This is a genomic window from Aquamicrobium ahrensii (assembly GCF_040545755.1).
GTDB classification, from domain to species: domain Bacteria; phylum Pseudomonadota; class Alphaproteobacteria; order Rhizobiales; family Rhizobiaceae; genus Mesorhizobium; species Mesorhizobium ahrensii.
In genome coordinates, this window is the sequence record NZ_JBEPMN010000002.1 from 357,559 (window position 1) to 371,457 (window position 13,899).

Genomic DNA, 13,899 nt, shown 5'->3' on the forward strand with positions numbered 1-13,899 from the left:
CCGCATCGAGGCCGTTTCCGTGAACGCCGAACTTCCTGCCCATATGCATCCCAGCCGCTCGTTTCAGGGGCTGATTCTCACTCTCCACAGCTATTGGGCCAATTACGGCTGCGCCGTTCTGCAGCCCTACGACATGGAGGTGGGCGCGGGCACCTTCCACCCGGCCACGACGCTGCGCGCCCTCGGTCCCAAAGCGTGGAACGCCGCCTATGTGCAGCCGTCGCGCCGGCCCAAGGACGGCCGTTATGGCGAAAACCCCAACCGGCTCCAGCACTATTATCAGTATCAGGTGATCCTGAAACCGAGCCCGCCGGATCTTCAGGAGCTTTATCTGGGCTCTCTCGCCGCCATCGGCATCGACCCGCTGGTGCATGATATCCGCTTCGTGGAGGACGATTGGGAAAGTCCGACGCTGGGCGCCTGGGGGCTTGGCTGGGAATGCTGGTGCGACGGCATGGAAGTCTCGCAATTCACCTATTTCCAGCAGGTTTGCGGCATCGAATGCGCGCCCGTGGCGGGTGAGCTGACCTACGGCCTTGAGCGGCTGGCCATGTATGTGCAGGGCGTCGACAATGTCTACGACCTCAATTTCAACGGCCGCGAGGGTGAGGAAAAAGTCACTTATGGCGACGTCTTCCTTCAGGCCGAGCAGGAATATTCCCGCTACAATTTCGAACATGCCGACACGGCCACGCTGCACCAGCATTTCATCGACGCCGAGAAGGAATGCATCGCGTTGCTCGCCGCCGGGGCCAATCGTGCCGAGGGCCAGCCGCACCGCATGGTGCTTCCGGCCTACGACCAGTGCATCAAGGCCAGCCATGTCTTCAACCTGCTCGATGCGCGCGGCGTCATCTCCGTGACCGAACGCCAGAGCTACATCCTGCGCGTGCGCAATCTCGCCAAGGCTTGCGGCGAGGCGTTTCTCCAGACCGAAGCCGGCGGCTTCCAGATCGCGCGGGAGGCCGCATAAATGCCTGATCTTCTGCTCGAACTCCGCTCTGAAGAGATCCCCGCACGTATGCAGCGCAAGGCTGCCGAAGACCTGAAGAAAATGGTCACCGACGGGCTGGTCGACGCCGGTCTCACCTATGAGGCGGCGCGCGCCTACTGGACGCCGCGCCGGCTGACGCTGGATGTGCGCGGTCTCACCGCCCGTTCGCGTGACGTGCGCGAGGAACGCAAGGGCCCGGGCGTCAATGCGCCCGAAGCCGCCATTCAGGGTTTCCTGCGCTCGGCGGGGCTCGCCTCCATCGACGAGGCGCATGTCCACTCCGATCCGAAGAAGGGCGATTTCTACGTCGCCCACATCGTCCGGCCGGGCCGGGCGGCGGAAGAGATCATCGCCGACCTCATGCCGGGCGTCATCCGTTCGTTCCCGTGGCCGAAGTCGATGCGCTGGGGCGCCGCTTCCGGTCCCAAGGGCAGGAGCTATGGCGGCGTCGAGGGGCGTGGCGGCGACGCGCTGCGCTGGGTGCGGCCCCTGCAATCGATCCTGTGCACCTTCGGGCCCGAGACCGCAGAGCCGGTGGTGGTCGAATTCGAGGTCGAGGGCGTGCGCTCCGGCAACGTCACTTATGGCCACCGTTTCCACGCGCCGCATGCCATCACCGTCAGGCGTTTCGAGGATTACTCCGCCTCGCTTGAGGCTGCGAAAGTCATCATCGACGCTGACCGGCGCAAGGAAATCATCCTGACCGACGCCAGGAATCTCGCCTTCGCCAACGGTCTCGATCTGGTCGAGGATGAGGGCCTTCTGGAAGAGGTGTCGGGGCTGGTGGAATGGCCGGTGGTGTTGCTCGGCGAGTTCGAGAAGGAGTTTCTGGCGATCCCGCCGGAAGTCATCCGCCTCACCATCCGCGCCAACCAGAAGTGTTTTGTCGCCCGCCCGCAGGATGAGGCGGAGGCGCTCGCCAACCGCTTTCTGCTTATCTCCAACATCGAGGCGAAGGATGGCGGCAGGGAAATCGCCCATGGCAACGGCAAGGTGGTGCGTGCCCGTCTTTCGGACGCGGTGCATTTCTGGAAGACCGATCAGGCCGATGTGCCGGACCTCGACCAGCTTGAAGGTTCAGCAAAAAAGTTGGCGCTGGACCTGAACAAGCCTCTCGATCAGCGCATGGCGCGTCTCGACCATCTGGGCGTGACCTTCCATGCAAAGCTGGGCACGCAGGGTGAGCGGGTGGAGCGCATCGTGAAGCTGGCGCGCGAGATTGCACCGCTGGTCAATGCCGATCCCGAACTGGCCGCTCGTGCCGCGGTGCTGGCCAAAGCCGATTTGCAAACGGAAGTGGTGGGCGAATTTCCCGAGCTTCAGGGCGCGATGGGCCACAAATACGCGCTGTTGCAGGGCGAGCAGCCTGCCGTCGCCGCCGCGATCGAGGCGCATTACAAGCCGCAGGGCCCGTCCGACCGCGTGCCGACTGATCCGGTTTCGGTGGCCGTGGCGCTAGCCGACAAGCTCGACACGCTGACCGGTTTCTGGGCCATCGACGAAAAGCCCACAGGCTCCAAGGATCCCTATGCGCTCCGCCGCGCTGCGCTTGGGGTGATCCGAATGGTGGTCGAGAACGGGGTCAAGTTCGGGCTCGGCCGCTGGGCGAACGCCGATCTGCTCTCCTTCTTCCATGATCGGCTGAAGGTCTATCTGAAAGACAAGGGCGCGCGGCACGATCTGATCGACGCCGTCATCACGCCGCAGGCCGACGATCTGCTCGCCATCGTGCGTCGGGTCGAGGCGCTGGGTTCCTTCCTCGATAGCGAGGAAGGCGGGAACCTGCTGGCGGGCACGAAGCGCGCCGCCAACATTCTCGCCGCCGAGGAAAAGAAGGGCACGGCGATCGCCGGTGCGGTCGATCCGGCCCTGTTCCGGGGCGAAGCAGAAACGGCGCTGTTCGCCGCCGTGAATCAGGCTGAGAAGAACGCCCGCCAGGCGATTGCAAATGAAGATTTTTCCGCCGCCATGCGCGCGCTGAGCAGCTTGCGTGAGCCGGTTGATTCATTCTTCGAAAAAGTGCTCGTAAATGACGAGGACGCAGCCGTGCGCGCCAACCGTCTCGCGCTGCTGTCGCGCATCCGCGCGGCAACCGGCGAGGTGGCGGATTTCTCGCGTATCGCCGGCTGATCCGGCAAGGGGATGGACGAGCGTGGCCGAGATATTGCCCGCCAGTAAGGCCCTTGAGCCGGCGCTGGCTCTGTTGAGGGCCGGCGAGGTCGTCGCTATCCCCACCGAGACGGTCTATGGTCTTGCCGGCGACGCCACCGATGGCGCGGCGGTGGCGCGCATATACGAGGCCAAGGGCCGGCCGCGCTTCAACCCGCTTATCGCCCATGTCAGCGACATGGAAATGGCGGGGCGCATCGGCCGTTTCGATCCGCTGTCGCTGAAGCTTGCCGAAACATTCTGGCCCGGCCCGCTGACGCTGGTGGTGCCGTTGCGGGCCGATGCCGGCATCCATCCTCTTGTCACGGCGGGGCTAGACACCATCGCGCTGCGCATGCCGCGCGGCTTCGGGTCGAGGCTGATCGCGGCGCTTGGGGCTCCGCTTGCGGCTCCCAGCGCCAACACATCGGGCCGCATCAGCGGCACCACCGCATCGGCGGTCGCCTCGGATCTGGGCGACCGGATCAGCTTGGTGGTGGATGATGGCCCGACGCCGGTCGGGCTGGAATCGACCATTGTCAAGGTTGAGAACGGCAAGGTGCGACTGCTGCGGCCGGGCGGGGTCGCCGCCGAGGAGATAGAAGCGGCGATCGGCCAGAAGCTGGAGCGCGGAGCGAAAGGCATCGAGGCTCCCGGCATGATGCTTTCCCACTATGCGCCCAACGCAGGCATGCGGCTTGCCGTCGAAGATGTGCGCCCCGGCGAGGCGCTGCTGGCTTTCGGGCCGGATCGCGTAAGGGGAGCGGCGAACGCGGTGGCGACGCTCAACCTGTCGCCCGCGGGTGACCTGCGCGAGGCGGCGACCAACCTCTTTTCGTTCATGCAGGAACTGGACCGCGACGGTGCTGCTACGATTGCGGTTGAGCCGATCCCCACGGAAGGGCTCGGCGAGGCGATCAACGACCGGCTGGCGCGGGCGGCGGCCCCGCGTGGGGCAGACAGGGAGTAGGGTGTCATGACCGACGCGGCACTTGCTCTCGATCCTGGTCTGGTGCAGCGTTTCGCGGAGATCGTCGGCGACCGCTATGCGCTGACTGCCCGGCGGGACATCGTGCCGTACGTGACCGAACCACGCGGTTTGTGGCATGGCCGCACCTCGCTGGTTCTGCGGCCGGGCAGTGTCGAAGAGGTCAGTCGCATCATGCGGCTGGCGACCGAAACGCGAACGCCCATCGTGCCGCAGAGCGGCAATACCGGGCTTGTTGGCGGGCAAATGCCTGATGAAGGGGGCGGGCAGGTGGTGCTGTCGCTGTCGCGTCTCAACCGCATTCGCGAGATCGACCTGCTTTCCAATACGGTCACGGCCGAGGCCGGAGTCATACTCCAGACACTGCAGGAGGCGGCGGCAAACGCGGACCGTTTGTTCCCGTTGTCGCTTGCTGCACAGGGCTCTTGCCAGATCGGCGGCAATCTTTCCTCCAACGCCGGCGGCACCAATGTGCTGGCCTATGGCAACGCGCGCGACCTGTGCCTCGGGGTGGAGGTCGTGCTGCCGACTGGCGAGGTGTTTGACGATCTGCGCAAGCTGAAGAAGGACAATACCGGCTACGACCTCAAGAATCTGTTCGTCGGGGCCGAAGGCACGCTGGGCGTCATCACCGCCGCTGTGCTGAAGTTGTTCCCGAAGCCGAAAGGCCGCGAGGTGGCGTTCGTCGGCCTGCCGTCGTCCGAGGCGGCCCTTGCCCTGTTCGGCATGGCCAGCGACCGGGCCAACAATGCGCTTACCGCTTTCGAACTGATCGGGAGGCTGCCATATGAATTCACCCTGGCGCATGCTGCGGGAGTGGTGCGGCCGCTGGCGAGCGACTGGCCCTGGTATGTGCTGGTGGAGATTTCCTCGGGCCGTTCGGCGGAGGACGCGCGCGGCCTGATAGAGGACATTCTGGGTGCGGCGATCGAGACGGAACTTGCAGGCGATGCGGTGATCGCCGCAAGCCTTTCGCAGGCCGAGGCCTTGTGGAATTTCCGCGAGGTGCTGCCCGAGGCGCAAAAGCCGGAAGGCGCTTCGATCAAGCACGACATTTCGGTGCCGATCGCCTCCATCCCCAAATTCATCGAACAGGCGGGCATGGTGGTCGAAGGCGTCGTGCCGGGTGCGCGCCCCGTTTGTTTCGGCCATATGGGCGACGGCAATCTGCACTACAACATCTCGCGGCCTGTCAACGGCGATGATGCGGCTTTCCTTGCCCGCTATCGCGCCGTGAACGATGCTGTCCACGACGTGGTGCGCAGTCTCCACGGTTCGATTTCGGCCGAGCATGGGGTGGGCCAGTTGAAACGCGACGAACTGATCGCCACCGCGCCGCCCATGTCCATGGAACTGATGCGCCGCGTGAAGGCGGCTTTCGACCCTGCCGGCATCATGAATCCGGGTAAGGTTATCTGATCCTCAACGCCGAGGGGTTTGGTGGTACTTCCCTAACCATCTGGCAGATCAGCAAAATTTAACCCAATTTCTTAAGCGGGCCGGTAAGGCCCCCGCGCTACCTTGCCTTCATAACGAGGCCGAAACGGCCCGGAGAAGACCGGAAAACCGGCTCTCGGAAGAAACAGGAAGGCACCGATGCAATCTGGACTGAAGCCAGTCTGGGCGGGGCGCGACATGCGCCTCGACCCCTTTCGCTTGCCGCAAATGGTGAGCTACGCCAGCCGCGAGGATCATGGCGACGTAACCCTGACGATCGATCATCGCGGCGCGGTTCTGCGCCGTACGCTCCAGATGAGCGGCCTGCCCGCCGTCATCGCGCTGCCGGCCAATGTGTTTCGCGGCGTGGCCGCCCGTGCGCTGGAAGATGGGCAGGGCAACGTCACCGTGACGCTCGAACTGCTGCATGACGATCCGCTTCTGTCCGTGCCGCTGCTGGTCGCGCACGATCTCAACGATGTCGCCGCCGACTGGCGCGCCTGGGCGGAAGCCTTTCGCCTGCCCATGCTGCTGATCGAAGCCGACGGCGTGGCGCGAACGCTGGAGGAATCGCTGGGAGCCGCGATTAGGACCATGCCGCCGCAGGATCGCCGTCAGGGGCGCGCATCGGCGCGCCGCCGGCCCCGCTTCCTTGCCCGCCGCCGCATGGGCAACCTTGGCTTGCGGCTGGTTATCGACGGCGAGGAAATCATCGCCCGAAACTGAAACGCGCCTGCAATCGGCCAACCAAAAAACCCGGCAGTCTCCTGCCGGGTTCTTCTGTTCAGACGGTGAAACCGATCTTAGAACGAACGCTGGAAGCGGAGGTAACCGCCCCAGTTGTCGTCGCCGTCGCGGTCGACATAGGCAATTTCCGGACGAATCTGGAGGCCGGGCACCACGTCGTAGCGCATGCCGACAACTGCGCCGAAGGTCTCGGCGTCGTCGTAGGAGAGCTGGACGTCGAGAGCGGCTTTTTCGGTGAAGCGGTACTGACCACCGCCCCAGACGGCCCAGTCGCCGCCCCAGACGCCGTAGTAGCTCGCATTGTCGCCATCACGCAGGCCAGCCATCACCCAAAGGCTCAGAGCGTCATTGACGTTAACGTCAACTCGGGCCTTGCCGGCAACTTCACCGAAGTTGGCGTCGTAGCCGATGACAGCGGCGATCTTGCCCCAGCCCTGCGTGAAGGACGCACCCGCGACAACATGCGGAACGTAGGAGTCGATCGTACCGCGAACGCCAGCACCTTCTTCAACGCCGACGGTAGCGGAGAAGCCATTGCCGCCATCGAAGGTGTAGGCGATGTAGTGCGACTTGCCCGGCGAGTACCTGACCAGATCGTCATTGATGACGGAGCCGGCCGAGTCGGTGAGCGTTTCGAACAGCGAGTCAGAGTAAGCCAGCGTCAGGCCGCCAAGCTGGATGATGGCGTGGTCGATGCCCCAGGCGTTACGGGTGTTGCTGATGCCAGGCAGGTCGAGATCCAGCGCGCTGATCACGCCTTCAAGCTCGGCGGGAACACCGATGATGCTGCCGCCCGGCCCCGGAAGGGCAGACTGCCTGTAGGATTCACGCTGGAAGTTCAGAGCGATAAAGCCGCGGAGCGTGCCGTACTCGGTTTCCGACCGGGCGTCCAGATTGATCTGGGCGCGCATCATCTTGTAGTAGGTGTCGTTGGTGCGGGCGTCGATGATGTCACCAGCCGCATCGGTGACCCACGGGTTCTTCTTGTCCAGCACGTCTTCATGGCCGAACTCGCCCACGCCGATGTCATAGCGCAGGTAGCCGCCGACCTTGAGGCAGGTTTCGGTGCCGGGGATGTAGTAGAAGCCGGCGCCGTAGACGTCGCAGATGCGGACATATTCGGCGGGCTCGGGTTCAGCGACGACGATGGCGTCGGCGGCGCGCGCGCCGGAAACTGCGATCAGGGCCGCAGCGGAGCCGAGAAGAAGGCTCTTGATGTTCATTTATACTCTCCAGTTCAAAACTGAATGGTTTCCTGTGTGCCCGAAGGCCGTGGGTGAAAAGATCGTGCGAGTCGCCCCTCTTTCCGTCCCGATTGATTTCCCAGCGGGCTTTTTCTGGCAAGGAAAATTGCACTTAAAGGTTGTGTAGATTTATGAATTACAACCTATATGTTGCATTAAGGGCACATATAGCCAGCCGCCTTCATGAACGCGATGGCCCTTCGTCAATGTGAAATTAACAACTATAAATAGTATATTTACAAATAATTCAACCTATGAGAGTGTGCAGGCCTCGATCTCCAGTCGAGAGAGGCCTCGCCTGAGGGGGGCGCCGTAACCTTTTGCGAGGCCTCTGTTTTTTCTTGATCCTGCGGGGTGCCCGGCATGAGAGTTGGCCCCGGCGGCAACCCGGGTCGCCGGCGGACAGGCTCCTATCCGACAAATCTGCCTGAAACCGTGTCCGACCATTTCCGGGAAATCTGCTTTATGCAGCCTAAGGACAGCTGGAGGTTGTATTCCGCCTTTCGAAGCGGCGCAGCACCTGCCGGAGGCGGGCAACGACGTTCCTCCGCTCCGGGCAGTCGGATAAATGCGACGAATAAAGGCGAATGGAGCGGCAGGCCGCTTCAGAGCGTCCGCTACTGTGATCGCCGCCTTGCCGATGCGAGAGGGCGGCAAGCTTGGGCGCGAGGATCGTCGCCCGGACGCGACATCCGGAAATTGCGCTTAAAGCATCGGCTTGAGGAAGCTCCAGCAGGCGCCGCCGATGAGTCCGAGGAAGATCAGCCAGCCGACCTGATTGTTCGACTTGAACAGCCTGAGGCACTGGTCGCCGTCATCGATGTCGAGCACCAGTATCTGGCGTCCCATATGGACAGCCGCCGCGATCAGCCCGGCCATGGCGGGCATCGGCACCTGCGCATTGGCGAAGGCCACTGCGAAGCACATCAGCGCGCCGCTGTAGAGCACGATAAGCCACGACTTCGTGTTGTCGCCGAACAGGCGGGCGGTGGATTTGACGCCGACGATGGCGTCGTCCTCCTTGTCCTGATGGGCGTAGATGGTGTCGTAGCCGATGGTCCACATGATGGCGCCCACATAGAGCAGGATGGCGGGACCGTCGATGTCGCCGAACTCGGCCGACCAGCCCATCAGTGCGCCCCACGAGAAGGCGAGGCCGAGCACGAATTGCGGCCAGTTGGTGATGCGCTTCATGAACGGATAGGCGGCGACCACCGCCAGCGAGGAAATCCCGAGCAGGATGGTGAAGCTGTCGAATTGCATAAGCACGGCAAGCCCGGCCAGCGCCTGGAGGACGAGGAACAGCCACGCCTTGCGGCGGCTGACCTGACCGGAGGGCAGGGGACGCGAACGGGTGCGCTCGACCTGATTGTCGATGTTCACATCGACTATGTCGTTATAGGTGCAGCCGGCCCCACGCATGGCGACGGCGCCGATGAAGAAGAGAATCAGCGTCGACAGCGGCGGCAGAAGGGATTCAAGCGTATCCTCCGGGCGGGCATAGGCGGAAGCGGCCATGGCCGCCGACCACCAGCATGGCCACAAAAGAAGCTGCCAGCCGATAGGGCGATCCCAGCGCGCCAGCTGTGCATATGGCCACAGGGCGCGGGGCAGGATTTTGTAGACCCAATGCCCGCTTGGCGCATCCGCGACGCGGCCCTGCGAGGATTTCGACTGAATGGTTTCCATGCCGGATCAAGTGGCAGGCGATGGCGCGGGCGTCAAGCTGGATAGATCGGCAGCCGGTCAGATCGCGATTTTGCAGACGTTACGGCCTGTTAGCCCCATACGCAGTCTCCCCGCTCACGGAAACCGCTGCTGTGCGCCCATAACGGCTTGACCTCGGCGGCCATCGCCAATAGCGGAAGCCCTTGCAATCCCACTCGCGCGAGGTCTGCCCATGAACGTTCTCCTTATCGGCTCCGGCGGGCGTGAGCATGCGCTGGCGTGGAGGCTGGCGGCGTCGCCGTTGCTGTCGAAGCTCTACGCCGCGCCCGGCAATCCGGGCGTTGCCGGGGAGGCCGAACTGGTGGCGCTCGATGTCGACGATCACGATGCGGTGCGCCGCTTCTGCCTCGATCATGGCGTCGATCTGGTGGTGGTCGGGCCGGAAGCGCCGCTGGTCGCCGGCCTTGCCGATGATCTGCGCGAAGCCGGCGTCCGTGTGTTCGGCCCGTCGAAGGCGGCGGCGCAGCTGGAAGGCTCCAAGGGCTTCACCAAGGATCTGTGCGCGCGCTTCGCCATCCCGACCGGCGCTTACCGGCGGTTCTCGGCGCTCGAGCCGGCAAAGGCCTATGCGCGCGAGCAGGGCGCGCCGATCGTCATCAAGGCCGACGGCCTCGCGGCCGGCAAGGGCGTGACGGTGGCGATGACGCTGGAAGAAGCCATCGAGGCGCTCGAAGCCTGCTTCGACGGCTCTTTCGGGAGCGCGGGGGCCGAGGTGGTGGTCGAGGAATTTCTCACCGGTGAGGAAGCGAGCTTCTTTTGTCTGTGCGATGGCAAGACGGCTCTGCCCTTCGGCACGGCGCAGGATCACAAGCGCGTCGGCGATGGCGACACCGGGCCCAACACGGGCGGCATGGGGGCCTATTCACCGGCCCCGGTGATGACGCCTGAAATTATCGAGCGCACCATGCGCGAGATCGTGGAGCCCACCATGCGCGGCATGGCCGAGATGGGACATCCCTTTCAGGGCGTTCTGTTCGTGGGGCTGATGATCGGCGAGGATGGTCCGAAGCTCATTGAATACAATGTCCGCTTTGGCGATCCCGAATGCCAGGTGCTGATGATGCGCCTGAAGGAAGACCTGCTGGTTCTGCTCAACGCCGCCGTGGATGGCCAACTGGCCCATGCTTCCGCGCGCTGGCGCGACGAGACGGCGCTGACCGTGGTGATGGCCGCGAAGGGCTATCCAGCCTCGCCGGAGAAAGGCGGCGTCATCCGCGGCGTCGCGGCGGCGGGGGGCGACAACGTCGAAATCTTCCATGCCGGTACGGCGTTGCGCGATGGCGAGCTGGTCGCCAATGGCGGCCGGGTGCTGAACGTCACTGCCATGGGGGCACGCGCCCGCGAAGCGCAGAAACGCGCCTATGAGGCGGTCGAGCGGATAGACTGGCCGGGAGGATTTTGCCGCCGTGATATCGGCTGGCGCGCGGTGGAACGCGAACGGGGCTAATCCTTCTCCCGGATCGAGCCGGTGGCGATGGGGTCGATACCGGCGGCGGATTCGCGCTCGACGGCCATCTGCTGCAAGGCGTTCAGCCTGCTGATCGCATATTCCGCCATGCCGTGCCGGTGGCGGCCCTGATAGGGACCGCTCATCGCCACTGACCAGCCATGGCGCATCCGGCGCCAGCCTTCGCCGGCCGCTTCGGCCAGCATGGAAAATGTGGGCGGTTGCGCGACATCGGCATAGGCGATGGTGACTTCGCCTTTCAGCCCGTCCGTGCGCGCCACCGGGACGGGGACACGAAAAAGCATGTCCGCCGGCACGCCGATCAATCCGCCGAACGGCCATGCCGCGCGCAGTTCGTCCGCCGTCATCGCAGCGACGTTGACGTCGATGTCGGTCGGCGTGCCGGGCACGCGATAAGGACAGCGCCGGGCGTTGCAGTTGGCCTGGGTTGCGAATTGCCACAGCGCATAACCTTGCCAGTTGCCTTTCGGGAAATGCATGTCGATATCGGGCTTGTAGCGCGCATACCACAGTGGCAGCCGAGACAGCAGCGGATAGAGGCGACGGTTGTCGGCGATGTGTTTGGCCGTCGTCCCGTTGGTATAGAGCACTGGAAAACGTCCCACTCGGCGGTGCACATGGCGCACGAATTCCTCGGCGTCGACCAGCGACATCCATTTTTCCGGGTCGTTGTCCTCGATGTCGAGCGCGAGCAGGTCATCGGGCCCCGGTCTGGCGAACTCGATGAAGTTGTTGGCCTGCTCGATCGGGTTTCCGGGACGGGCCAGATGATATGCGCCCCATTCGAGACCGAGCGCCTTCGCCACCATGCGGCGGGTATGGAACAGTTCCTTCGCCACCGCATGGCGGCGAAACAGCGCCCGGCACAGCCGCACTTCGGTTTCGTCGCCCCTGCAGGCATAGGGCGGCGGCAACCCGTCGGAGGCCTTGTTGATGAAGCCCACGACGCGCTTGTCGGTGGAGAGAGCGTTCCAGTCTATCGAATTGTACTCATAGGCGTCGATGACCAGCGCGCGGTCCTCGCGCTTCCACGGCTCGCTGAAATCGGAGGCGAGCGCGGGTGAGCCGGCAAGGGCGATTGCCGCAGCCAGAAGCGCCATCAGCCGAAAGTTCAGTCGCCTTGACCCCAAACCACAGTTCCTTGCGATTGACCGGCAATCCTCACCCTTTATGGTTAACCAATCCTTGCCGCCTGAACGGCCCGGCCTCGATATGTCGATTCATGGCTGATGACGCCGCAGAATCCGCGTGACAAAATTTGACGTTTACGTAAAAAGAAGAATGATTGGACAGGCCGTCAGCCTATGCCGGACCGTCACTGCCGCCAACAGTTTCAGGAGGAGCCTGCATGTATCGCGCACCGGTTGATGAAATCGCCTTCACGCTCAAGCATGTGGCGGGCCTGGAGGAGGCGCTGGCCTCCGGTGCGCTGGGCGATCTGGGAGCCGATCTGGTCGATGCGGTGCTGGCCGAGGCGGGACGGTTCGCAACGGAAGAGGTGGCCCCTCTCTACAAGGCGGGCGACGAGGCCGGCGCGGTGCTGAAGGATGCGGCTGTGACCACGCCGCCCGGCTGGAAGGACCTTTACACGCGCTGGCGCGAGGGCGGCTGGAACAGCCTCACCGGGCCGGAGGAATATGGAGGGCAGGGCCTGCCGATGATGCTGTCGGTCGCCGTTCTGGAAATGTGGAACTCGGCTTCCATGGCGTTCGGCATCGGGCCGACGCTGACCATGGGCGCGGTCGAGGCGCTGGAGAAGCACGCGACCGACGACCTGAAGCGCAACTATCTGGAAAAGCTGGTGTCGGGCGAGTGGATGGGCACCATGAACCTGACCGAGCCGCAGGCGGGTTCCGATCTGGCGGCGCTGCGCGCCCGCGCCGAGCGGGCGGAGGGTGGCGCCTATCGTATCTTCGGCCAGAAGATTTTCATCACCTATGGCGAGCACGATTTTACTGACAACATCGTGCATCTGGTGCTGGCGCGCCTGCCGGACGCGCCGGCCGGCACGCGCGGCATCTCCCTGTTTCTTGTGCCGAAGTTCCTCGTCAACGAGGACGGCTCGCTCGGGGCGCGCAATGACGTCTTCTGCTCAGGCCTTGAGCACAAGCTTGGCATTCACGGCTCACCCACCTGCACCATGATCTATGGCGACGGTTTCGGCGATGTGGGGACTGGAGCTATCGGCTGGCTTGTCGGCGAGGAAAACAAGGGCCTCGCCTGCATGTTCACCATGATGAACAATGCGCGTCTGGCTGTCGGCATGCAGGGCGTGGCCATTGCTGAAGCCGCGTTCCAAAAGGCGCTCGCCTACGCCAATGAACGCCGACAGGGCAGGGCCGCCTCCTATACGGGCGAGGGCATGGCTCCGATCGTCCATCACCCCGACGTGCAGCGCAATCTGCTGACCATGAAGGCGCTGACGCAGATCGCCCGCTCCATCTCCTACAATTGCGCCCACGCCATCGACATGGCGGGTGTCTCGGACGGGCCTGAGGCGCAGCACTGGCGCGATCGCGCCAATCTGCTCACCCCGCTGGCCAAGGCCTTTTCCACTGATGTCGGCGTCGACGTCGCTTCGCTCGGCGTGCAGGTGCATGGCGGCATGGGTTATATCGAGGAGACGGGCGCCGCCGCTTTCTATCGCGATGCGCGCATTGCGCCGATCTATGAGGGCACCAACGGCATTCAGGCCATCGACCTCGTCACCCGCAAGCTGCTGCTGGGCGAGGGGCGGCATGTGCATGGCTATATCGAAGAGCTTGGCGCGGTGACGGCCAGCTTGAACGGGAAGGATGGATTCGGCCGCAGTACGGACCTGCTCCAGACGGCGCTTGCCGACCTGACCGAGGCGACGCGCTATTTGCAGGAAAAGCTTGCCGGCAACTCCGTGCAGGAGGCCCTGAGCGGCGCGACGCCCTATCTGCGCCTGTTCTCGCTGGCGGCGGGCGGCGTCTATCTGGCCCGGGCGGCGCTGGCCGATCAAAGCGGCGAGCGCGTGGCGCTCGCCCGCTTCTTCGCAGAGAACATGCTGGGCGAAGTTCGTGCATTGAAAGAACGCGTCACCGGCGGGGCGGAAAGCCTTGGTCTTGCGGGCGCATCGCTGATAACGGCCTGATTGGCTCCAAGCCGCACCTGGGAGGAC

General features: G+C 64.1%; 10 protein-coding genes. 7 read left to right on the forward strand and 3 right to left on the reverse strand.

Translation table 11 applies throughout. The features are described 5' to 3' along the window. The first annotated feature begins 19 nt into the window (after positions 1-19). The 5 genes from ABID44_RS04585 (at position 20) to ABID44_RS04605 (ending at position 6,293) form a co-directional block, all read left to right on the forward strand. Positions 20-973 (forward strand): glycine--tRNA ligase subunit alpha, encoded by a 954-nt coding sequence (locus ABID44_RS04585; protein ID WP_354150494.1) that lies wholly within the window; start codon positions 20-22, stop codon positions 971-973. After that, entirely contained in the window at positions 974-3,124 is a 2,151-nt protein-coding gene (gene glyS, locus ABID44_RS04590; RefSeq protein ID WP_354150495.1) for a glycine--tRNA ligase subunit beta, read from the forward strand. A 22-nt stretch (positions 3,125-3,146) separates the two neighbouring features. After that, positions 3,147-4,112, forward strand: a complete 966-nt coding sequence (locus tag ABID44_RS04595) for an L-threonylcarbamoyladenylate synthase (protein ID WP_354150496.1) — start codon at positions 3,147-3,149, stop codon at positions 4,110-4,112. 6 nt (positions 4,113-4,118) lie between these two features. Next, positions 4,119-5,549, forward strand: a complete 1,431-nt coding sequence (locus ABID44_RS04600) for an FAD-binding oxidoreductase (protein ID WP_354150497.1) — start codon at positions 4,119-4,121, stop codon at positions 5,547-5,549. A gap of 177 nt (positions 5,550-5,726) precedes the next feature. Further along, positions 5,727-6,293 carry a DUF6101 family protein gene (locus ABID44_RS04605; protein WP_354150498.1) on the forward strand — a complete coding sequence of 189 codons (567 nt, stop codon included), beginning with the start codon at positions 5,727-5,729 and terminating at the stop codon, positions 6,291-6,293. A gap of 77 nt (positions 6,294-6,370) precedes the next feature. Here the strand turns inward: ABID44_RS04605 and ABID44_RS04610 are convergent, their stop codons facing one another. After that, positions 6,371-7,537 (reverse strand): porin, encoded by a 1,167-nt coding sequence (locus ABID44_RS04610; RefSeq protein ID WP_354150499.1) that lies wholly within the window; start codon positions 7,535-7,537, stop codon positions 6,371-6,373. A 726-nt stretch (positions 7,538-8,263) separates the two neighbouring features. Then, positions 8,264-9,247 (reverse strand): 4-hydroxybenzoate octaprenyltransferase, encoded by a 984-nt coding sequence (gene ubiA, locus ABID44_RS04615; RefSeq protein ID WP_354150500.1) that lies wholly within the window; start codon positions 9,245-9,247, stop codon positions 8,264-8,266. Positions 9,248-9,458: 211 nt separating this feature from the next. Between ubiA and purD the strand changes: the two genes are divergently transcribed. Then, entirely contained in the window at positions 9,459-10,733 is a 1,275-nt protein-coding gene (gene purD, locus ABID44_RS04620; protein ID WP_354150501.1) for a phosphoribosylamine--glycine ligase, read from the forward strand. On the opposite strand, the gene ABID44_RS04625 is transcribed toward purD, so the two are convergent. Beyond that, entirely contained in the window at positions 10,730-11,854 is a 1,125-nt protein-coding gene (locus ABID44_RS04625) for a glycoside hydrolase family 25 protein (RefSeq protein WP_354150595.1), read from the reverse strand. The two genes, purD and ABID44_RS04625, sit on opposite strands and share 4 nt — an antisense overlap. 248 nt (positions 11,855-12,102) lie before the next feature. Here ABID44_RS04625 and ABID44_RS04630 point away from each other — a divergent pair, with 248 nt between their 5' ends. Continuing rightward, complete coding sequence (locus tag ABID44_RS04630; RefSeq protein WP_354150502.1) at positions 12,103-13,872, forward strand: acyl-CoA dehydrogenase family protein; 1,770 nt, start codon at positions 12,103-12,105, stop codon at positions 13,870-13,872. Positions 13,873-13,899: the final 27 nt, after the last annotated feature.

What these genes read in the sequence shown, in the direction of transcription:
- glyS (WP_354150495.1), top strand. Translation starts at nt 974, where the DNA reads ATGCCTGATCTTCTGCTCGAACTCCGCTCTGAAGAGATCCCCGCACGT.
- ABID44_RS04600 (WP_354150497.1), top strand. Translation starts at nt 4,119, where the DNA reads ATGACCGACGCGGCACTTGCTCTCGATCCTGGTCTGGTGCAGCGTTTC.
- ABID44_RS04605 (WP_354150498.1), top strand. Translation starts at nt 5,727, where the DNA reads ATGCAATCTGGACTGAAGCCAGTCTGGGCGGGGCGCGACATGCGCCTC.
- ABID44_RS04610 (WP_354150499.1), bottom strand. Translation starts at nt 7,537, where the DNA reads ATGAACATCAAGAGCCTTCTTCTCGGCTCCGCTGCGGCCCTGATCGCA.
- ubiA (WP_354150500.1), bottom strand. Translation starts at nt 9,247, where the DNA reads ATGGAAACCATTCAGTCGAAATCCTCGCAGGGCCGCGTCGCGGATGCG.
- purD (WP_354150501.1), top strand. Translation starts at nt 9,459, where the DNA reads ATGAACGTTCTCCTTATCGGCTCCGGCGGGCGTGAGCATGCGCTGGCG.
- ABID44_RS04625 (WP_354150595.1), bottom strand. Translation starts at nt 11,854, where the DNA reads ATGGCGCTTCTGGCTGCGGCAATCGCCCTTGCCGGCTCACCCGCGCTC.
- ABID44_RS04630 (WP_354150502.1), top strand. Translation starts at nt 12,103, where the DNA reads ATGTATCGCGCACCGGTTGATGAAATCGCCTTCACGCTCAAGCATGTG.